Source organism: Mesorhizobium sp. LNHC209A00, assembly GCF_000502915.1.
GTDB lineage: Bacteria > Pseudomonadota > Alphaproteobacteria > Rhizobiales > Rhizobiaceae > Mesorhizobium.
This window is the reverse complement of record NZ_AYWT01000040.1, coordinates 1-19,485: the sequence shown is the minus strand read 5'-3', so window position 1 is coordinate 19,485 and position 19,485 is coordinate 1. Positions and strand designations below refer to the sequence as shown.

Below are 19,485 nucleotides of genomic sequence, written 5' to 3'. Positions count from 1 at the left end.
TTGTCGATTGATTAACCACCCGCCGTTTTGGCAAAGTGGCGATTGAGGCTGTTAAGAGGTCGGTTCGCACCTCCCCAAGAGCCGCCGGCGATGCTGCTGGCGATCGTCGGAAGCGCGACGATCAGAGCGTCACCAGCTAGGAAAAGCATGTCGAGCTCGTAAAGCCCGATGATCTTGGCTGCTGTCGTGCCCGAGAATTTGATCATCAAAAGCATGGCTGCCAGCGAGACTGCTTCGGCAGCGATTACTATCGTTGCAACGATGTTGAGGAGGAGAAGCAGCAGCCCGTACGAGAGCAGTTGGCCGATCCATCTGGTGGCTATGTCTCGAGTGTGATCAAAAAGGTAGCCTACAAGGACCAGCGGGCCGATCGTCAAGAGCACCTTCGTCAGAATTCCAACGGCATCGTAGATCTCGAACGCTGTCCACAGCGCGCCGTAGAAAATCCATTGCGCTCCCTCGAAAGCAAGTATGTCCTGGCCGTTCATAGGCCCAATTTCGGAAGCAATCAGCTGAAAGACATACTGGCTTGAAGCAAACATGAGATCGAGCTTCTGGGGGATTCCGATGAAGGGCAAGTCGCTGCCACTGATGTCGTGAGCCAACCTCGGAATCGTGTCGTCGAAGAGCGCTTCAATGTACTGCTGATAGTTGGCCTGCCCTAAGATAAGGGCGACGACAATCGACACCATGATTACGCGCGAGATACCCCCGCGCGCATCGACTTGACCACGCATGACCAGACAGCCTTGGATTATTATCCAGAGCGTGACACACGCAACCAGAGGCGCACTGACCGCCGCTTGGACGTTTTCAAGCACTTTGTGCAGCCCGGACGTGAAGGCCCCATGAAAGATCGTGTGTATAGTCGTGAATGGCGCGGGAATTTTGAAATTCATGGCGTGAGCCTGATGTGTCCCTGATCAGCGCAGCTGAGCCTGATGAACTCTGTGTGGTTTACGGGAGGATGCTAAACATATTAGCGGTGTCCTGATGTTCGCGACGCTGCGTGGCGGCCTCCTCCACGGCGTGAAGGCTCCCTTGTGCAGTGGCCATCGTCAGCAGACTCGTGGCCTGGACATTTTGGATCATCGCATCGTGAATCTGCTTGAGGACCAGACCGTTGGTCACGGTGGCCTGCATAATATTTCCCGAGCGGGAAAGCTGACCAAGCGTGCCGGCGTTATCCTTAAGGCGCTTGTCCATCATGCCCAAAGTGTCGGCTGCAATAGCTGCGGCATTGGCGGCCCCGGCGATTTGTCCCTGTAACAGTTTCGCTTCTGAATCGGTGCCGTTGACTATCCGATTTGGGTCCTTCGCAATGTTACGGGCCATAATCGAAGCTGGCGCCCGAGCATCAAACATCTGCTCCTCCAGCTTATTGCCCGACGGGTAATGATTTCCTTGGTTCAGTGAGCTTAGCAGTCCCGTGACAGCGAATGACGACGTTAGCATTGTCACCATTTCGATCGTGGTAGCGAGCGTCTCGATTGACCTCTCAAGGATCGCCGCATTGGAAATCGCTGTTAAGGTCGATTGTGTTTCTGTTACAGGGTCGGTGACGATCCATTGCGACCGGGCCTGTCCGTGAAGCAGAAGGGAAGCAGCAAGGGTCGTTACTGCAAGTTTGGCAATTTTCATGAATATTCCTCCGTCAGTCTTGAACTTCATGGTACCGGGCCATGAACTTGTCGAGCCACCCACTTGGGGCGTCTCCGTGCTGGTTACGAAGCTGGTCGGCAAAGCGCACTGTGTTGGCCCGCCCCGAGAGTACGGCTACGTACTCGCGCATCTGCCCAAGATCGAATTCGCAAACAATACTCCCGCTATCGCGCTTGAGCAAAAACTTGCGGCTGCCGATTGCCATTCCCTGGCGGATTGCCTCGAACTCCTGCGCAGTGCACTTCAAGCCATCGACATACGCAGAGCGGTCCGCCGTCGGTGATGGGTAGAAAATTTTCGTCATACATTGCGCAACGAGACTAGCTCCGAGAGGCGATTCCAGAACGTGTTCAGGCTGCTGCGTTGCGAGTATCAACATGCCGTTGTTTTTGCGGACCGTGAGCAAGAACTTGTCGATAACGGCCGAGAATTGGGGGTTGAGTAGATAGAATCGAAATTCGTCGCAGCTCATGACGAACCGACGACCATCGACGATAGCGCCCACTCGATGCAGAAGGTATGCGGCGGCCGGTGCACAGACCTCCTCATATTCCAGGAGCTGCGTCATGTCGAAGCCCGTAATGGAGGCATCCAGCCTTACTTCGTCCACGTCGCCGTCAAAGGCCCATCCAAGCGCCCCCCCTCTACACCACCGCTGCAGCCGTGCTCCTGCGCCCTCGGAGGGGCTGTGCAATAGGAACTCGCGCAGGCCCGCAAGTGAGCGCATAGGGGGTTCGAACGAAAGCTGACGAACAATGCCGCGTTCCAGCCGACGGCTTTCCTCCGGCGAGATCGGACCACGGCCGTCACTCTCGATCAGGGCCATCAACCACTCGCGCAGAAAGTCCCGAGAGGCGGAGGTGTTGTCCAGTCCACGCAGAGGGGCCAAGCCGCTCGGAGCGCCTCTGCGCAACGCAAGATATGTCCCTCCCGTGGCTCGCACCAGCAGTTCACCACCCCGATCCTTGTCGAAGAAGACGATCGCACCATTGCGATCGACCAAGCTTTGCTCAAGCATCGCGAGGACAAAGGTCATCAGCGTCGTCTTGCCTTTGCCAACGGGCCCGAATATTGCCGTCATGCCGACGTCATTCTCATGGGGGATGTAGTCGAAAGAAGTTCCACCGTTTGTGCGAAAGCGCGCAACAGCATTGCCCCAGTGGCCGGAACTGGAACCGCTTGGGAAGTTCTCAAATGAGACGAGCCCGGCAAAATTGTGTGAGGTGATCGCCCCCGGGCGCGTGCGCCACCTGTTGTTCCCCGGGAGTTGGGACCAATATGCGGCCTCCATGCCGATGCCCTCTTGGACGATAACGGCGCCCGCGTCGGCCAGCCGTGCGCGGGCACTTGCTGCGCGATCTGCAAGGCTATTGAGGCTGTCGGCATAGACGCACAGGCTCAGATGATGCGAACCCATCACGAATTCGTTGCTTGCCAGTGCGTCCTCTGCCTCGGCAAGTTCATTGATTTGGGTGAGAGCCTTGTCGCCGGCACTCGTCATCTGGCTGGACTTAAGGCTTAGTTTGGCATGAGCTTGTGGGCGAGTGAGGAAGGAAAAGCTCTGGCTCAGGACAAGCGGGAAGTTCGCGGACAGCAAGGAATTTAGCATGCCCGGCCGCGTCGTCGCCGGATATTCACGGAACGAAAACAATGATCCGACGGAGCTATCCACCGGCCTTCGAATCTCAAGCGCACGCTTCCCGCAGATGACCTGGTCAGTGTAGATCGAGGCGCCAAGTGAGCCGGTAACCATCGGAACCGGAAGAAACCGGCAAGTCATCATGAGCCGAAGCGCCTCGCCGATTTCCGTGAAGAGCACGTTGCCTTTCTCACGAATGCCCAACCGGCGCAGACCGTAACCGCCGAGTGCGCCAGCAGTGATGTGCCAGAGGTCTTCCAGGCTCCGCATTTGGGTGGCTAGATCGTGCTCATTCCGTCTGCGGGACTTGGCAATCCGCAAGCCGATCTTGCCGATTGCGGTGCGGGGGGACACGATCAAAGTGAGGAAGTGATCGTTGCGAAAGAGCTTTCCCGACAGCACACGACGCTCGTAGGCCTCGCTCAGACTGCCAGCGAAGGCACTTTGAAACTGGCGCGGCGCCGGCGCCGGCACATCGTTGTGTCTCACAAGATGAGCGTATATCGAGATATTGTCATCGGCGATGTTGCGCAAGAGAGTGTTGAACGCGCGGCAGCGCGAGTTGCGCATCTCAGCGTCTTCCAAATCAAAGGGCACACCGTTCACATGTGCCATGGCCATGATCGATCCGTCTTCCAGAAGGACAACCTGATCGCTTACGTGACCAACATACGGAAGGTAGATCTCGCCAGACCTCTCGGTCCGGCCGCTGGCGCCGAACATTACACCATTCCTCTTCCGCGTTTCGGCACTCTGATCGGATTGGCGCTGACGCTTGCGCCTCCCCAGACCGGCCCGTCCACGCTTCTGCCGGCCGTCTGCAAATAGAGCAGCACGACGCTTGCCGCGTTATAGTCACGCTCAACAACCAGCCGTGCTCCGAACCAGAGTGGCGCGAGAACGATTTCGTAGAGCGGGTTCTGAAGGATAATGATAACAAGCCCAGCCAACATCATGAGCAATCCGGCCAGCGTCAGCGGCACCCCCAGAAACAGTGCGGGGCGCGTCGCCGCCACATAGAGGGTGCTCACTTCCAACCGGTCGCTCATCAGCCACCGCCTATGAGCGCCTTGCCCAGGAAGCTGGCCCCGAACATGATGACGATCCCTCCAACGACACCCGCAACCAGGCCAAGTGAAGCACGACCGAACATCCAAGAGATACCGATGGCCACGAGCCCGAGCACGGCCAGTGATTGTCCAAAGGGGCCAAGTATGAACGTGCAGATATTCTGGACCATCTTGGCAGGATCCGTCCCTCCGGTCACCTGAGCCGCGGCTGGCCCGCTGTAGAAGACCGTCCACGCCGCGCCTGCAGCAGCGGCCGGTACATATTCAGCCGCCATGCGCAGCATGGAAAAAGGCGAAGGAACACGCGTTTTAAGCGCACGAAGTATCTTGAGTGGCGTCATCATTGCATCTCCATGTTTCAATCGAATACGAGTTTGTTCGGGTTCGCGGGTTCCCGTGCTTTCGCAGCCTGGCTGCCTGTCGGACCGGAGGGATCGGCCCCGGAGCGGTCTGGCTGATACGAGCCCCAAATGTCCCAAGAATCTTGGTTGGGCTGCTTCTTTCTATTGGCCTGTTGGCTCTGCTGGAGCAGAGGCGGCACGGCTTTCCGACCGGGTGCCTCAAGGTGCGGCACATCTCGAGCAGTCGGCTCCAGCGTTCGCTCAAGGAGACTTGAGATGTCCTTTGCGGCCGACTCGACCTTGCGCACATAACCGTTGGCGAAGCCACGCGTGACGTCGCCCGTGTTATAGGCCGAGATGGCACGGCGAAGCGCCAGTTGCTGTGCCACAGCAGTGGTGCCGCCGGCATACCGGCTTTCAAGCAAGTGGGCGGCAGCCGAAAGCGAGGCGCAGGGCTCGAAAGCCCTTTCCGGCGTAAGATTGAGCATGGCAAAGTTCTTGCTGTTTATCTGCATCAATCCAACATCGACAGAATGTTGTGCTTCGAGGCGTTCCTTGATGCCCCGCGTGGCTTCCAGGTGGTCTATCCAGCGAAGCTGCTCACCTGTGGTGTTGTCATGAGCCACCAGCGTGTCAAAGCCACTTTCAATCTTGGCAATCGCGGCCAGGGTGGACGGCGCAACCCAGGGAGCGCATTTGCGCGACAGGCTGCGGAACTCACGCGGAGAAAGTGGCGCGGGCTCGGCTGGGAGTGACATGGATGTCAACAGGACGATGGCCAGCGGCCAAGCTGCAATAAACATTCCCTATCACCTACCTTTCCAAGCCGCCGGACGGGTTCTGGCCCTGTCCGGCACGCGCTTATCGGGGAGGTTTGTTACTGTGTGATGTTCAAGTTCAGCTTTTCGGTTTCAATTGAAGCAAAGACCGTGTTCGTATCAGCGTGGGTGAGCATCTTGCGCATGCGTGGGTGGCGCGGGCCCGATCAGCCAGCGACATCCGGAGCATCTTGGTACAATGACTCCTGTACAGGATTTTGCTCGTCCCGGCCGTCCGTTGCTCCTGGAGTGTGGGCCACGACTTTGGCGTCATGGATGGTACTTCTGTCAGCGCCAAGCCAAGGACAAAATGGGGAGCTTGGCGGGCTTGTTCAGGCTCGGGATCACCGTGGGGAATCGACTAAGGCGATAAAGCGGCCCAACTTTGCCGGTATGCTGCCGGTCCTTAAAGAGCAGCCATGCGCAGCCCTGCACACTCAGATCATTGCTTGAGACGCGAGCTCGTCCGCGAAGCTGGCTCGAAGGCGCAAATCCGCGCGGCGGCGAGGGTCAACTGGGAAGACGTGGCGGCGCAGCCCATCCTGGTGCGAGCCTCGTTCAGCTGTTCGGCCGCCGCCGCCAAAGGGTGGATCATGCACAGTCCAATCGGCAGATAACCGCACGTCATTGACGGAGTCCGACGGCGCAATGGACAAGCATAGTGACACGCTCAAGATGGAGGAGTTGCAGTAACTGAGAAATGTTAGCCCGGACGTTCACCGCAACCGGCGACCTGCCGGTCGCCGAACAGCATTTGAGGCCGCCGGCCACCTTGGACGAAGCCGGCTTGGCAGGAGACACACTATTTTGCACAAAGGCCGCTGCAGCGAATCACGGCTTCTTCCGCCGACGGCCTCTCCGATCAAGCCAAACGCCGCGCTGCTCAACCATGTCCGAGCTGGATCCACGAGCCGGAGGATATCGAGATGATCCAGGTCCGCAAACTGCAGGATGACCAGGATGCAAGGGCATAGCAGGAAACTTGGCATCCATGAGGTCGAACTTGAGTGATATTGGCAGGCCTGCACCAACGGGGGAGCTCGAAGCGAAAAAGCGAAGGACCACACGGCAGGGTCATGTCGGCGCTTGGACCTGTCTGGTGGCCACGGGCTGCCTTGGTGCGGTCAATTCGCTGGGGATGAAAAGAACAGGACGAGCACGGCCTCACATTGGCCGCACGCAACGGCGAGTGGTATCAAGGAGCAGCTGTTCTGGGTCGGTGCCCCAGGGTTGCTCGGCAACAGGTTTAGACAAGGGGATTCAAGATTGAAGGTGTGCCGTTGAAACATGTTCTTGTCATTGACGATGATGCCGCAATGCGGCGCCTCATCGCCGAGTATCTCACGATGCATGCCCTGAAGGTAACCGCAGTCCACGATAGCAAGCAGTTTGACTATGTTCTTTCACGTGAGCCAGTCGATCTCGTGGTTGTTGACCTTAACCTAGGCCGGGAGGATGGACTTGCGATCGTCCGCAATCTGGCGACAAAATCGGATGTTCCTATCATAGTGATCAGCGGCGACCGGCTTGATGAGGCGGAAAAAGTGGTTGCACTGGAGCTCGGCGCAACCGATTTCATTCCCAAGCCTTTCGGGATGCGCGAATTCTTGGCCCGCATTCGAGTAGCGCTACGCCAGCGCATTTCTAGTCCGCGAACCAGAGAGCAGCGCTCATTTCGCNGCGAATTCTTGGCCCGCATTCGAGTAGCGCTACGCCAGCGCATTTCTAGTCCGCGAACCAGAGAGCAGCGCTCATTTCGCTTTGGGGCCTGGAAGCTCAGCGTGAAGCAGCGGCGACTGATCTGTGCGGAGCGTGGCGAGGTCAAGCTTACCGCATGTGAGTTCAATCTCTTGATCGCATTTCTGGAGAACCCCCGCAACGTGCTATCCAGAGAACGGCTTTTGCTCGCGAGCCGTGTGCGTGGAGAAGAGGTGTACGATCGAAGTATCGATGTCCTAATCATGCGCTTGCGCCGAAAGCTGGAGGCTGATGCGGCCAACCCTCGCCTGGTCAAAACATCCCGTGGCGCAGGGTACTTCTTCAACGCTGACGTAGACGTTAGCTACGGAGGCACGTTGGCCGCGTGACAGTGAGCTATGCTGGAGATTGGGGTGACGAGGCTGATCAAGCCTTCCAACAGTACCAGCCTGATCAATTACGGCGAGAGCTACCGGTCCGGAGATCGCATCAGCCCCTCTCTGCATAGGCACGCGGCCGCCTGAATTGCCGATTTCGCTCAGCTGCTGCTGAATGGCGACGGCTTGCGGCGCATTCAGGGCCCTCTGCGTCTCCGCTGGCCACAGCGCTGGTGAATGTTCATTGTTGGGACGACTCACTCGGGTGGCAGGTGGTTGCATGGTCAAGCTCATCCGGCGAAGGGCGGATCTGCTGTTCGCTGGCAGCCAAGACTGGGGGCGGCGGCCCGAACTCCGGCGTCCCAGAGCTTGCGAAAGCCTCCGACACGCTTCTGTTGAGGTCATCCCGTCCATCGGGCATCCCTGGGTTGCTGAAAAAAGATGAGGCGGCTTGATGATCCTGCCCTCGCTGAAGCACCTCGCGAGCCCCCCTGTTCCAGTCGCAGAAGCTCCTCTGGATTGGTTGGCGGCTCGTCAGCTCGACCATCGAACAGCGGCCGGGGCGCCTCGGACACGTGCTGCTCAAAGCCCACTCGCCGGGCTTGGCCCGCTTGCCCCTCTTCCAAGCCGGCGTCCTGCACCTGCGACAAAGCTGTTACACGGGATGGATTTTTTCGCGGGGTCCACACCAGCCTCACATCAAACTGTATCGTCAAAGTCCTGCGCCAATTCACACAGCGGGTCATCGAGTTGAGATTCGGCGGAGAGTGCCTCCTCTGCTCCCGTCAAGGGCGCCGGCTCCGGAAGGGCGCCTGTCTGGCGTTCAAAGATGCGTTTCAGAATGCGATCCGAGAAATAACGCACCTTCCTCAATTTTAATGGTGGCAGACCTTTGATGAGAACAATCTCGTAGTCGTCATCGAGCAGCCGAACCTGTTCGGGACGCAATAGCGGTGCACCTTGATGTGAATTCTGAATGGNCTCGTAGTCGTCATCGAGCAGCCGAACCTGTTCGGGACGCAATAGCGGTGCACCTTGATGTGAATTCTGAATGGTCCAGTCGAACGTTCGCGCCTGGCTGTGGGAAATCGATTTTGCTTCAAACGTGTATTCACCGATGGCCTTGGAAATGTAGTTCGGAGTCTCGTCATCAGCCGTGGCCATGAACACTTGCAGTCCGGTATTGCTGAGAAAATTCTGCTTGCCAGCCTCTCCATAAGCCCCCGTCAGTGCCGAAAGGCTTTGGATGATGAGCATGAAACGCCCCTTGTAGCCCGCGATAGTCGTGATTGCGGTCTCGATCGCCTCCAGCTTACCCAAGTGCTTGAACTCGTCGAGCAGGAAGAGAACCTCGTGCTTTTCATCCCGGCGGGCCAGCGACCGCTGCAGAATTGAAACGATTTGCTGAAAAAACAAGCGTATCAAAGGCGCGATCACCTCAAGGTCGTTCGGACCAACGCAAAGATAGATGCACGTTCTGCGACGGCGAAGATCATAGACCGAAAAGTCCGAGCGACTTGTGGCCGCCTTTACAGCGGGATCCGCCCACAGGTTGAGCCCGCCATCGCCGAGCACGGAAGTGTAGGAGGTTAGGATTTTCGTATCGTTCCCCGCCATGTCGTCGAAGATGCGTTGTGCCTCTTTGTTCTGAGTCTCCATGGCGAGTCGCGCGAAGAGCTTAAACTTCTCCCCCGGCTGGGCGAAGAGGTCATAGACGGCGCCGATTGTTGGCGTGCCCCGCTCGATGCAGGCAAGGATTCCCGCGACAAAGATATCTCGCGCGCCGCTGACGAAACCTTCCGCGCCCTCCCCCTTGGCCGTAATCAGGTTTGCGGCCAAGCGGCGGGCTTCGGTGAATTGCTGCTGTGGAGGCAGCGCTATAAGATCCAACAGCGGATTGTAGCAGTTTGTGCGCCGCTCCGAATCCAGCGGCGCGAATTTAAAAACGTCGTCACCTGCGGCTTTGCGCGCCCTCGAGGTGAGCTCAAAGAGCTCCCCCTTGACGTCCAGAGCTATCACCGAGCCTTTGAATGTAAGTAGCGTTGGAATGACTATGCCGACGCCCTTGCCAGCGCGGGTCGGTGCAACGATGAGGCTGTGAGGCTGCTCGCTATTGGTCAGGTAGTAGCCAGGCCAGAAAGGGCCACTTGTCTTCCCAAACACCGGCCCTGTCACGCCACGGTATCGTCGCAGATATCCCGTGCGTCGCATTTCATCCACTCGAGCCCAACGAGCCGTCCCGTGGTGTTCGAGCTTGCGGCGCAATACGATCTGCTGAATCAGCAAGACGACCGCGGACGTCGAGAGCACGATAGCCGCGCCCCGATAGAAAACGGGGGTTGCGAAACCCAAATAGAAGGGCGTCTCAAACCAAAAGGCACGGACATCAAACGCCATCAGAGCCTCGCCGCTGCCGCCGTGGCGGAAGGTTGCGTAAAGACTTGCCGCACAGAAGCCCACGGCGAGTGAGCACGCGATGCTAATGGCTATGTTGGGGGGCGTCGTTTTTGTTGAAAGCATTGTTCCATTGCCGGATTAGCCGTAGCTAATGCTGCGCGTGCTTCAGAGACCGAACCGGCGTCGCGCGATGTCGCCGCTCGACAGATCGATGCCGCAGTGGGTGGTGCGATGCTTGCAGCGCATCACCCGGCAGACGTGGTCTTGAAAGTTACACTAAGCAGGTACGTCAACGGCCAGCGAATTGGAAACGGCAAGGCCGTAGACGGAATTCGGGAGAGAAAGCGTCACTGTACCATGGCCGAGACATCAACGGCCGGAGCGATCTCTGCTTCTGGTGGCCTCCATTAGGTCCTCTCGGGCGTGATTGTAGGCTTGGCTTATGGACCGCCCGACTTGAGCACCCCGCTGCAGCTGTTCATAGGAGGTTTGCGGGCCTACTGTATCACGGACTGCAGCCTCAATACCTGCTATGTGGCCGTCCAGATTCGCACTCCGTTCCTCTGCTGCATGCTGCGGCGGCGGCATGTGCGGCAAGATGTCTTGCATGCCGGGAAAAACTGAGTGAGCTTGGGCCTGTTGATTTGCGTCGAACTGGTGATACATGTTGAGAATAGCATTGGATGCCATGTTTCTGACATTGCCATCCGGATCAGAAGAAGCCAATCCAATGGCCTGATCAAGAATGCGAGATTTGTTTTCCTCAGTAAACTTACTGAAGTGTGGCGCAACGTAATAAGCTCCGAGAGCTTGCGACGGCGGATCCATGTTGCCAATGCGATTAACAATAGCATCTTGCAGCCCTGGCGTTAGGTAATCGCCTAGATTACTGGCCGCTCCGACTTTCTGCAATGCTATGTCATCCGTGCTGTACCCCAATTCGGCTGTTAATGTCGCGGCCAGATTGATGGCTGAACGTCCAAGCCGATTGGTCCGCCTTTCAAATCTCGCGAGGTCAGTTTCTGGCCCGGGTTGAGTGCCCCGAACGGCTGTTCGCTCGTGCGTCCCGAGGCCTTTGAAGCCCCCAAGATTTCGCGCTGTATCGCGCGGGTTAGCGGTTACCAGCCGTTCTGCAACATCGCTCAATGGCCCCTCTGGAACGTCACGGAGGCTACTGCTCCCCACGCCTTGAGATGATCTTGCAGCTGCGCGTGCCCGTTTGTTGTCGCGATCCATTGCTCGCCTCCAAAGTAGTTATTCTACCCAATGAGGTTACCACCGAAGCTTGACCTGCTAAACCGATATGATGTTACAGTTGTAGTATGGCAAAGGGTTCCCAGCTCTGTGGGTCTGCCAAGTGCCCGTCCAAGCCGAAGAAAATACGATGAAGCTGGCATCAAATGCGATGTGAACTGCCCCGGGCATTCCGGTGGCCGTTTCGTTTGAGTCACGCGGCTATGGCTGGTTCATCCAACATGGCGTAGTAGCGTTCCTCGGCTTCGGCCGGCGGTATGTTGCCGATGGGCTCCAGCAGCCGGCGATTGTTGAAGCAGTCGACCCATTCGAGCGTGGCGAACTCGACGGCCTCGAATGAGCGCCAGGGTCCGCGTCGATGGATCACCTCGGCCTTGTAAAGACCGTTGATCGTTTCCGCGAGAGCATTATCGCAAGAGTCGCCGACACTGCCCACCGAGGGTTCGACGCCGGCCTCCGCCAAGCGCTCCCGCCGAGCCAGCGGCGTGGCAGAATTGCCATCGCAGAATGGGCTGCGGACAACAGGAGGAACGACATGAACAACGTCACCATCATTGCATCGATCTGGCGAAGCGCGTCTTCCACGCTCATGGCGCTCACGCCGACGGCGGCGTCGCATTCCGGAAGAGAATGGCTCGCTCTCAGGTCCTCCCGTTTTTGACCCGACAGCCAACCTGTGTGGTCGCCATGGAGGCCTGCGCGAGCGCACACGAATGGGGCCGGGCAATTCGGGAGCTGGGCGACGAGGTGAGGCTCATCCCGCCCAGCTACGTCAAGCCTTGTAAAGCGCTAGAAGAACGACACCGCCGATGCCGAGGCCATAGCTGAAGCGGGATCTCGACCAACGATGCGGTTTGTGGCGGTGAAGACGGAAGAGCAGCAAGCGAGGTCGATGGTGTTCCGGACGCGCGACCTCTTGGTGCGCCAGCGCACGCAACTGATCAACGCCTTGCGGGGTCATCTTGCCGAACACGGCGTCATCGCACCGCAAGGTCCGGCTCACCTGAAAACCTTGGCTGCCGCGATTGATGCCGCCGAATCTACGATGCCCCAACTGGTTGTCGACGTTGGTCGCGTCTACTTGGAGCAGGTCGATCGGTTGAGCTGCGAAGTTGCCGAGCTGGAGAAAATCCTTCGCCGCGAAGCCCAGTGCGGGGAGGATACACGCCGCCTTCAGACCATGCCGGGAGTCGGCCCGATCACGGCCATGGCGGTGGAAGCGTTTGCGCCCCCAATGTCGACCTTCAAGCGCGGCCGTGACTTTGCCGCTTGGCTCGGACTTGTGCCTATCCAGCACTCGACCGGTGGCAAGCAGCAGCTCGGCCGAACGTCTAAAATGGGCCAGCGGGACATCCGACGGTTGCTGATCATCGGCGCAATGTCCGTCATCCAGTGGGCCTCCCGCCGCAGTGCGCGGCCAGGATCATGGCTCGCCCGAATGCTGGATCGCAAACCGCTGATGCTGGTTGCCATGGCGTTGGCCAACAAGATGGCTCGCTCGGTATGGGCGATGTTGACAAAGAAAGAGGATTACCGGGATCTTGGCAGCGCGGCAGCATGAGCATGCACTCGGCGACTGCGAGGCCATGATGGGCGGCATGTGAGGAGGTCGTGAACGTCAAGGGCAAATGATCGGTCTGATCGGGATCAGGAAATGCACCGAGGCTCCAAGAGCGAAAAGCTCGTCGAGTTGATTTGCGCCTGATCCGCGTATCTCCATGACGGCCAGCGGCACCTCCGACGCCGCATCACAGGCCTGACACATGACCGCACCCGATCACATGCTCGAAGACGCGAAAGGCACTTGCATGAAACGGGGCATCCACACATGGAGCCTCCGATCAACCCGGGGCGGCACACAACAAAGGTCACGGATCAATCTGGGCGGGAACCCTAGAGAATCAGCCCTCAGAGCCTTTGGTAATAGACCGACCCCTCGCACCTGTTTGGGCTGGGTGTACAAGTCAGGTTTTCATCAGGTTGGACGAGTATGTCTGGCAGCCAGAGCGCGACCACTTCCGTGCCCGCCCGCTCGTCTGGCAGACACACAAAGGAGAAAGATATGCCGTCAGCTAAAAGCAGCGCCATCGTTTCCTGCCGCAGATCATCGCCCATCCGGTCTGGCCCTCCTTCAGGTCCCCTTGAGCCTGTGTCTCGTCGAGGAAATGGCCCGGGAGCGGGATCGTGGTTTCGTATGAGACAATCCGCCGGTGCGGCAACAAATGCGGTCCGCATCCGGAGCCATTACGTCGCGGCACTTGATATTGCAGTGCAGCAAAGGTAGAGGGCCGCCCCTTATCGGAGTGTCGTCCATGGTCCTTACCAATACCGGTAGCGAGGCAGAACCCGTCGAACAATCGAGCCATCCGGCAATCGAACAGCAAAGCCCCAAGGTGCTGATGCTAGGCGCGCTCGGCGTTGTCTATGGCGATATTGGCACCAGCCCGATCTACGCGTTCCGTGAGGCGCTGGTGGCGTCGTCGGGCGGCAATGTCGCCGAGCGCGGCGATATCCTCGGCGTGCTGTCGCTGATCATCTGGTCGCTGACTATCATCGTCACCATCAAGTACATCATGTTCGTGCTGCGCGCCGATAACGGCGGCGAGGGCGGCGTGCTGTCGCTGATGGCGCTAGCGCGCGGCAGTTTCCCCAAGCGGTCGGCGGTGATCCTGGGCATCGGCATCGTCGGCGCCTCGCTGTTTTTCGGCGACGCGGTCATCACGCCCGCGATTTCGGTGCTGTCGGCTGTCGAGGGTATGAACGTCGTCACGCCGACCTTCCAGCCCTATGTGGTGCCGCTGACACTGGTCATCCTGGCCATGGTGTTCGCGGTGCAGCGCTTTGGCACCGGCGGGGTGGGATTGGTGTTCGGCCCGGTGACCGCCGTATGGTTCCTGGCAATTGGCCTTTCCGGTCTCAACCACATCATCGCCGATCCAGAAATCCTGTGGGCGGTGAGCCCGCACTACATCGTCGCCTTCCTGATCAATTCGCCCGACGTCGCTTTCGTGACCATCGGCGCCATCTTCCTCGCCGTCACCGGCGCCGAAGCACTCTATGCCGATCTCGGCCATTTCGGCCGCAAGCCGATCGTGCTGGCCTGGCTGGCGATCGTGTTTCCCTGCCTGCTGCTCAATTATGCCGGGCAAGGCGCCTTCGTGCTGGCCAAGAACGGCGTCGTCGGCCATCCATTCTTCGAGATGAACGAAGGCTGGACGCTGATCCCGATGGTCGTGCTGGCGACGGCCGCGACTGTCATCGCCAGCCAGGCGGTCATCTCCGGCGCCTTCTCGCTGACCCGACAGGCGGTGCAGCTCAATATGCTGCCGCGCCTCGAAATCCTGCACACCTCGGAACGGCAGTCGGGCCAGATCTACATGCCGCGCGTCAATCTGTTGCTGGCGCTGGCGGTGATGCTGCTGGTCGTCGGTTTCGGCGAATCGAGCAAGCTCGCCTCCGCCTATGGCATCTCGGTGACCGGCAACATGCTGGTGACGACGGTGCTGCTGTTCGTCGTCATGAACCGGATCTGGAAATGGCGGCTGTGGGTGGCGGTCGCCATGACGGCGCTGTTCGGCTTCATCGACATCGGCTTCTTTGCCTCCAACATCGTCAAGGTGTTCGAGGGTGGCTGGGCTTCGCTGGCGGTGGCCTTCACCATTGTGCTGGCTATGTGGACCTGGGTGCGCGGCAGCCGCTATCTCTTCGACAAGACCCGCCGCAACGAAATCCCGCTCGATTTCCTCGCCGGCAATCTCCTGAAGAAAGAGCCGCAGCTGGTGTCCGGCACCGCGGTGTTCCTGACGAGCGATCCACTCAGCGCGCCAACCGCGCTGATGCACAGCCTGAAGCACTACAAGGTGCTGCACGAGCAGAACGTCATCCTTTCGGTGGTGACCGCGCCGCAACCGGTGGTGCCCGACAGCGACCGGGTCAAGATGGAGACGGTCAACGAGCTGTTCATGCGGGTGACGCTGACCTTCGGCTACATGGAGCAGCCGAACATCCCGCGCGCGCTGGCGATCTGCCGCAAGCAAGGCTGGAAGTTCGACATCATGACGACATCCTTCTTCCTGTCGAGGCGCTCGCTCAAAGCCTCGCCCAATTCGGGCATGCCGGTGTGGCAGGACAAGCTGTTCATCGGCCTGGCACGCACGGCCGCCGATGCGACCGAATATTTCCAGATCCCGACCGGACGCGTCGTCGAGATCGGAACGCAAGTGACGATTTAGGGCATGCCGCGGTTGAGAAGAATCGGTGCTGTCACATTGAATGAGCGTTAAGGAAATTCAGGTAGCAGCGCGCCCGGCACTGTAAGTTTCAGCGGCTTGATGCAGCGATAGCTGGCCGGGACGGCTGTCACGCTGTGGCGACACACGCGATTTTGTTCAGATTTGCATGGGGGCGTTACGCAGGTCTCGATGTTGAGCCGATGACAGCGCATTGCAGGGAAAGTGAGCAGGTCGGCAATCGGATCATGGATGGAAACGAACCGCTGAAGCTGGCGTGCCGACTTGAAGCGTTTCATGATCCTTTCGCGTCGTCGGGTCGGCTGGTGCGAATTTTCCGCTCGATTATTCAGGCCTGTGTGCGACCGGTGTTCGATGCCGGGCATGGGCGCGCATGGCGGCATCATAGCATCGGAGCTTGTCGGTGATCATGATCCGTGGTGTCCGCCCTTGAGCTTTCAGCAACTTGAGCATCAGACGCTTTGCCGCCTTGGCATTTCGGCGGCTTTGTACCAGCACTTCGAGGACGAAGCCGTCCTGATCGACGGCACGCCAGAGCCACTGCTTCTTGCCACTGATAGCCACGACACATTCGTCGAGATGCCATTTGTCGCCCAGGCAGCCGGCTGATATTGATCTCCTGGGCGAAATGCCGTCCGAATTTCTCCGCGCAGCTTCGAACGGTCTGATGCGTGACGATGATGCCGCGGGCCGCCAGCATGTCCTCAACCACGCGCAGGCTGAGCGGAAAGCGAAAGTAGAGCCATACCGCGTGCGCAATGATCTCGGGGGAAAGCGGTGGCGACCATAGAGCGGACCACGAGCAACTTCTGACATGGCCCAATGTACGCACATCTTCATAAGCTGTCGGTTGACTTTACGGTGCCGCGCCAAGCGAGCAGCATCCGGCCGGCGGGGCCGACCCCGTCTCCCGGCCGTGAGCAGAACGGCATCACGCAGGGGCCGCTTCATCCTCGACGCGGCCAGCCTGCTTTGCCGTTACCGCCGCCGCCGAAAGCGCCAGGCGTTGCCGCCAGGCGCCGGTCCGCCGGCAGCGGTTCGTCTCCACCGATGATCCGATTGCCAACCAATTCCACTTTCCCCCATACCTGCGTAACGCCGCTATGCAAATCTGGAACAAAATCGCGTATGTCCCCGCAGCATGACAGCCGTCCCGACCAGCTATCGCTGCATCAAGACGCTGATATCTTTACAGTGCCCGCACGCCCTCTCGCGCGCCAACGGCCAGTCGGTGTCGCGAAATGAGGCGCGCTGAAGCCGTCCGGCTCAGCCGATCATGGCGCTTCGGTTGCCGGGTTCGAGGTCGTGGCCTCTGCCGCTGCGCGATTCTAGCAATTGCGCCTTGGAGAGCTCTGCTTCAGCCTCGGCGAGGCATGGCTCGGCTGCGGTTCTCTGCCGCAGAAGGTCCGATTGCGAATTCTTGACGTTGTCACGACGTAGGCGAGCGGCCTTGGCGAACGTCGGATAAGCGAAATGATTGACATCGGAGATGCCGGCCTTCGTTTCCTCGGCGTTTATCTGGAAGTCCAGTTCTCGCGCCATGCGTTCGAAATCGGCAATCATGATGTCTAGCTGGTGCAACTGTCGCCGCTTCTCATTCACCTGAAATTGCTTCAGTCGGACCAGATTACCTCGTGGCTTCATGACTCGGTACTCCGGTACCCATTTCGTCCAATCAAACCGCTCTCTCCCCTTGACGTTCGGCCTACAGCGACTCTCACGTTTTCTGCTGCGAGCGGAAACATATTTTCCAAAATCCTTGGCCGATGGCTATGAGTTCAATGCATCGACAAGCATGCGAGCGGGGGACTTAAGGGGCGGTAAAAAAAGGCGGAATAGGGCGATTTTCACAATGTCTGCATATGAACGCGTTGAGACCTGCGGCGGGCTTGACACACAAAGCAATCGTCAAGATTTGCGACATGGACGCCGGGGGGCATGAATACGCCCGCCGTCAGCTACCCCCCAATTTCCGCCGCCTATTATCGCCCACGCGGTCTGGCTTTATTTCCGGTTTCCGCTGAGCCTGCGCCTGGTTGAGGAAATGCTGCTGGAACGCGGCATCGTGGTTTCGTATGAGACAAGTCGCCGGTGGGGCATCAAGTTCGGGCTGGACTGCGCTCGCTGCTTGCGCCGCAAGCCGCCGTGCCGGAATGATGTCTGGTACCTGAAGGAAGTGGTCGTCACCATCGCCCGGCAAAAGCTTTGGTTGTGGCGCGCCGTCGACCAGGATGGATATGTGCTGGACGAAATCGTGCAAAGCCGCCGCAACACCAAGGCCGCCAAGCGCTTGCTGACGCGGCTGTTGAAGAAGCAGGGGCTCGCGCCGAAGCGCATGATCACCGACTAGCTGCGCTCGTATGGAGCGGCAAAGCGACAGGTGATGCCGGACGACAAGCACCGGTCGCACAAGGGGTTGAACAACGGAGCGGAGAATTCCCATGTGCCGCCGCGAAAACGGGAGCGGATGATGCAGGGGTCCGATCGCCGGGAGGCCTGCAACGCTTCGTCTCGAGCTTGTCAGCCCTCCGCAACCTCTTCGTCCCGCCCTGCCCCAAACGTCTGCTCTCGCCATACATGTTCATCGCCTCAGCGCGATGGCGCTGGTGATATCACGACGCGTTTGTACCGCTCGACCTACGCCACAGGTGCCGACGCTGTGACGAGCTTCGTCGGTCGCGTGTCGAGTGACGGCACCGGGGACAATTATCGTCGACCGCAGTCCATTGCCCAGACCAAGGCGCTTCTCGGCGTCGGCACGATGGCAAATCGCAGCGTCACGATCTCGGCCGCTGCCCCTTCTTGCGGCGTGGACGGTGATTTCTGGGTGCAGCCGTAATGGCCCTTTACGTCAGAGCCTCCGGGGTCTGGGGGGCGGCCAGCGCCGTCTGGGTGAAAATCTCAAGCCTCTGGACCAAGGCTCGACAGGTCTATGTGCGCAGCTCGGGCGTCTGGGAGAAAATGTTCCCGATAGATCTGGTCTTCAATGGCACTCACGAAGACTCGACTGCCACGACCGTTTACACCCACACCAGCATTCCGCTTCTTGTCGCGCCACACGCTAATCGTCGTGTCATCGTGACAACTGAGACCACTGACACCGAAAGTGCAGTGACCGTCAACAGTATGACGATTGGGGGTGTGGCTGCCACCCTTCTCGCTCAGGTGGAAAGCATCTTCAATTCTGGTGTGGTCTATCTGTCAGTGTGGTCAGCCCTCGTGCCAACCCGTACGACGGCAACGATCGTGACCACGTATAGTGAGAGCGTGTTCCGTGACTACATGTCGGTCTATACGACCACCAATTGGGATGGTGTGGTGGGCACTGTTGCCTCTGACAACAATTCAACGGGTGGCCTGACAACGACCGTCAGCATTGGTGCCCTGGGCGCAGCGATCGCAATTGCGGGCAACGCCACCAATGGGGGCATCGGCACTGGGACATGGACCGGGCTGACCCAACAGTTCTCAAACACACAAGCAATGGCCATAGCTACCGCCGCCCAAGCTGGCCTCACCGTAACCTGTGCCTACAGCACTACTCCAGCACTTGCCGCACTGCTGGTGGTTCCGCTTAACATGTCCTGCCCAGGCCAGGGGTGCGCAACTCCTGACTGGCGACGGCGTCGGCGACATGCCTTACGGACTCGTATTGCCAGAGCTTGTAATCGTCGACAAACCAGCCAAGTCGGCTCTCGATCGCCGTAGCAAGCTCGTTATAGTCGAGGCTGTCGAGGCCGAGATCCCGCATTCTGGTTGCCATCGACACCTCTACGTTTTCGGCAACTAGAGCGTTGAGGGTTTTGAGAACCAGTTGTTCAATTTCAAGTAATGTCGTCACTAATACATACCTTTTGCTTGCAGATTCAGGTAATGCAACCCTGATCGGGGCGCAACCCCCAAAGCGAGGTGTGCCGTTGAAACATGTTCTTGTCATTGACGATGATGCCGCAATGCGGCGCCTCATCGCCGAGTATCT

14 protein-coding genes and 5 pseudogenes are annotated in these 19,485 nt (G+C 58.8%); 6 read left to right on the top strand and 13 right to left on the bottom strand.

All coding sequences use genetic code 11. From position 1 onward, the window contains the following. Window positions 1–11 precede the first annotated feature (11 nt). The 6 genes from X739_RS136855 to X739_RS136880 form a co-directional block, all read right to left on the bottom strand. Complete coding sequence (locus X739_RS136855; protein WP_023762840.1) at window positions 12–899, bottom strand: type IV secretion system protein; 888 nt, start codon at window positions 897–899, stop codon at window positions 12–14. A gap of 58 nt (window positions 900–957) precedes the next feature. Continuing rightward, window positions 958–1,641 carry a type VI secretion protein gene (locus tag X739_RS136860; RefSeq protein ID WP_023796645.1) on the bottom strand — a complete coding sequence of 228 codons (684 nt, stop codon included), beginning with the start codon at window positions 1,639–1,641 and terminating at the stop codon, window positions 958–960. Between the two features lie 13 nt (window positions 1,642–1,654). Further along, window positions 1,655–4,024: a VirB4 family type IV secretion/conjugal transfer ATPase gene (locus X739_RS136865; RefSeq protein WP_023775347.1), complete on the bottom strand. Its 2,370-nt coding sequence runs from the start codon at window positions 4,022–4,024 to the stop codon at window positions 1,655–1,657. Then, window positions 4,024–4,350 carry a type IV secretion system protein VirB3 gene (locus tag X739_RS136870; protein ID WP_023679584.1) on the bottom strand — a complete coding sequence of 109 codons (327 nt, stop codon included), beginning with the start codon at window positions 4,348–4,350 and terminating at the stop codon, window positions 4,024–4,026. Before X739_RS136870 ends, X739_RS136865 begins: the two co-directional genes overlap by 1 nt. Continuing rightward, window positions 4,350–4,655 carry a pilin major subunit VirB2 gene (virB2, locus tag X739_RS136875; RefSeq protein ID WP_023673707.1) on the bottom strand — a complete coding sequence of 102 codons (306 nt, stop codon included), beginning with the start codon at window positions 4,653–4,655 and terminating at the stop codon, window positions 4,350–4,352. Before virB2 ends, X739_RS136870 begins: the two co-directional genes overlap by 1 nt. Window positions 4,656–4,729: 74 nt before the next feature. Then, the gene (locus X739_RS136880; protein ID WP_023775348.1) at window positions 4,730–5,515 is read right to left on the bottom strand and encodes a type IV secretion system lytic transglycosylase VirB1; all 786 of its coding nucleotides are present in this window, start codon (window positions 5,513–5,515) and stop codon (window positions 4,730–4,732) included. A 1,295-nt stretch (window positions 5,516–6,810) separates the two neighbouring features. On the opposite strand from X739_RS136880, the gene X739_RS136885 reads away from it, so the two are divergent. Beyond that, window positions 6,811–7,617, top strand: a complete 807-nt coding sequence (locus X739_RS136885) for a response regulator (protein WP_031252667.1) — start codon at window positions 6,811–6,813, stop codon at window positions 7,615–7,617. Between the two features lie 687 nt (window positions 7,618–8,304). On the opposite strand, the gene virD4 is transcribed toward X739_RS136885, so the two are convergent. From virD4 to X739_RS136895, 3 genes and pseudogenes are all read right to left on the bottom strand, one after another. Then, window positions 8,305–10,125: a type IV secretion system ATPase VirD4 gene (gene virD4, locus X739_RS136890; RefSeq protein ID WP_023796643.1), complete on the bottom strand. Its 1,821-nt coding sequence runs from the start codon at window positions 10,123–10,125 to the stop codon at window positions 8,305–8,307. A gap of 246 nt (window positions 10,126–10,371) precedes the next feature. Then, complete coding sequence (locus tag X739_RS0136380; RefSeq protein WP_031248766.1) at window positions 10,372–11,238, bottom strand: hypothetical protein; 867 nt, start codon at window positions 11,236–11,238, stop codon at window positions 10,372–10,374. 211 nt (window positions 11,239–11,449) lie between these two features. Continuing rightward, window positions 11,450–11,725, bottom strand: a pseudogene (locus X739_RS136895) (integrase core domain-containing protein); the annotation flags it as partial. Window positions 11,726–11,791: 66 nt separating this feature from the next. On the opposite strand from X739_RS136895, the gene X739_RS1000000171295 reads away from it, so the two are divergent. The 3 genes and pseudogenes from X739_RS1000000171295 to X739_RS136900 all read left to right on the top strand — a co-directional run bounded on the left by X739_RS1000000171295 (window position 11,792) and on the right by X739_RS136900 (window position 15,488). Continuing rightward, complete coding sequence (locus X739_RS1000000171295) at window positions 11,792–11,917, top strand: hypothetical protein (RefSeq protein ID WP_023796640.1); 126 nt, start codon at window positions 11,792–11,794, stop codon at window positions 11,915–11,917. Further along, a pseudogene (locus tag X739_RS01000000166965) lies at window positions 11,887–12,817 on the top strand (IS110 family transposase). Before X739_RS1000000171295 ends, X739_RS01000000166965 begins: the two are co-directional and overlap by 31 nt. A gap of 751 nt (window positions 12,818–13,568) precedes the next feature. Further along, window positions 13,569–15,488 (top strand): potassium transporter Kup, encoded by a 1,920-nt coding sequence (locus tag X739_RS136900; RefSeq protein WP_023796637.1) that lies wholly within the window; start codon window positions 13,569–13,571, stop codon window positions 15,486–15,488. A gap of 156 nt (window positions 15,489–15,644) precedes the next feature. On the opposite strand, the pseudogene X739_RS01000000166960 reads toward X739_RS136900, so the two are convergent. From X739_RS01000000166960 to X739_RS136905, 3 genes and pseudogenes are all read right to left on the bottom strand, one after another. Further along, window positions 15,645–16,322: pseudogene (locus tag X739_RS01000000166960) on the bottom strand (IS6 family transposase). 50 nt (window positions 16,323–16,372) lie between these two features. After that, a pseudogene (locus X739_RS1000000169015) lies at window positions 16,373–16,572 on the bottom strand (DUF1403 family protein); the annotation flags it as partial. A 200-nt stretch (window positions 16,573–16,772) separates the two neighbouring features. After that, the gene (locus X739_RS136905) at window positions 16,773–17,150 is read right to left on the bottom strand and encodes a hypothetical protein (protein WP_023785264.1); all 378 of its coding nucleotides are present in this window, start codon (window positions 17,148–17,150) and stop codon (window positions 16,773–16,775) included. A gap of 325 nt (window positions 17,151–17,475) precedes the next feature. On the opposite strand from X739_RS136905, the pseudogene X739_RS01000000166955 reads away from it, so the two are divergent. Continuing rightward, window positions 17,476–18,169, top strand: a pseudogene (locus X739_RS01000000166955) (IS6 family transposase); the annotation flags it as partial. Further along, window positions 18,166–18,345 (top strand): hypothetical protein, encoded by a 180-nt coding sequence (locus X739_RS136910; RefSeq protein WP_031252666.1) that lies wholly within the window; start codon window positions 18,166–18,168, stop codon window positions 18,343–18,345. The pseudogene X739_RS01000000166955 and the gene X739_RS136910, both read left to right, overlap by 4 nt. A 735-nt stretch (window positions 18,346–19,080) precedes the next feature. Here the strand turns inward: X739_RS136910 and X739_RS1000000171290 are convergent. Beyond that, on the bottom strand, window positions 19,081–19,443 hold the full coding sequence (locus X739_RS1000000171290; RefSeq protein WP_280940076.1) for an acyl carrier protein: 363 nt from the start codon (window positions 19,441–19,443) through the stop codon (window positions 19,081–19,083). Window positions 19,444–19,485: the final 42 nt, after the last annotated feature.

What these genes read in the sequence shown, in the direction of transcription:
- X739_RS136855 (WP_023762840.1), bottom strand. Translation starts at nt 899, where the DNA reads ATGAATTTCAAAATTCCCGCGCCATTCACGACTATACACACGATCTTT.
- X739_RS136860 (WP_023796645.1), bottom strand. Translation starts at nt 1,641, where the DNA reads ATGAAAATTGCCAAACTTGCAGTAACGACCCTTGCTGCTTCCCTTCTG.
- X739_RS136865 (WP_023775347.1), bottom strand. Translation starts at nt 4,024, where the DNA reads ATGTTCGGCGCCAGCGGCCGGACCGAGAGGTCTGGCGAGATCTACCTT.
- X739_RS136870 (WP_023679584.1), bottom strand. Translation starts at nt 4,350, where the DNA reads ATGAGCGACCGGTTGGAAGTGAGCACCCTCTATGTGGCGGCGACGCGC.
- virB2 (WP_023673707.1), bottom strand. Translation starts at nt 4,655, where the DNA reads ATGCTGCGCATGGCGGCTGAATATGTACCGGCCGCTGCTGCAGGCGCG.
- X739_RS136880 (WP_023775348.1), bottom strand. Translation starts at nt 5,515, where the DNA reads ATGTTTATTGCAGCTTGGCCGCTGGCCATCGTCCTGTTGACATCCATG.
- X739_RS0136380 (WP_031248766.1), bottom strand. Translation starts at nt 11,238, where the DNA reads ATGGATCGCGACAACAAACGGGCACGCGCAGCTGCAAGATCATCTCAA.
- X739_RS1000000171295 (WP_023796640.1), top strand. Translation starts at nt 11,792, where the DNA reads ATGAACAACGTCACCATCATTGCATCGATCTGGCGAAGCGCGTCTTCC.
- X739_RS136900 (WP_023796637.1), top strand. Translation starts at nt 13,569, where the DNA reads ATGGTCCTTACCAATACCGGTAGCGAGGCAGAACCCGTCGAACAATCG.
- X739_RS136905 (WP_023785264.1), bottom strand. Translation starts at nt 17,150, where the DNA reads ATGAAGCCACGAGGTAATCTGGTCCGACTGAAGCAATTTCAGGTGAAT.
- X739_RS1000000171290 (WP_280940076.1), bottom strand. Translation starts at nt 19,443, where the DNA reads ATGACAAGAACATGTTTCAACGGCACACCTCGCTTTGGGGGTTGCGCC.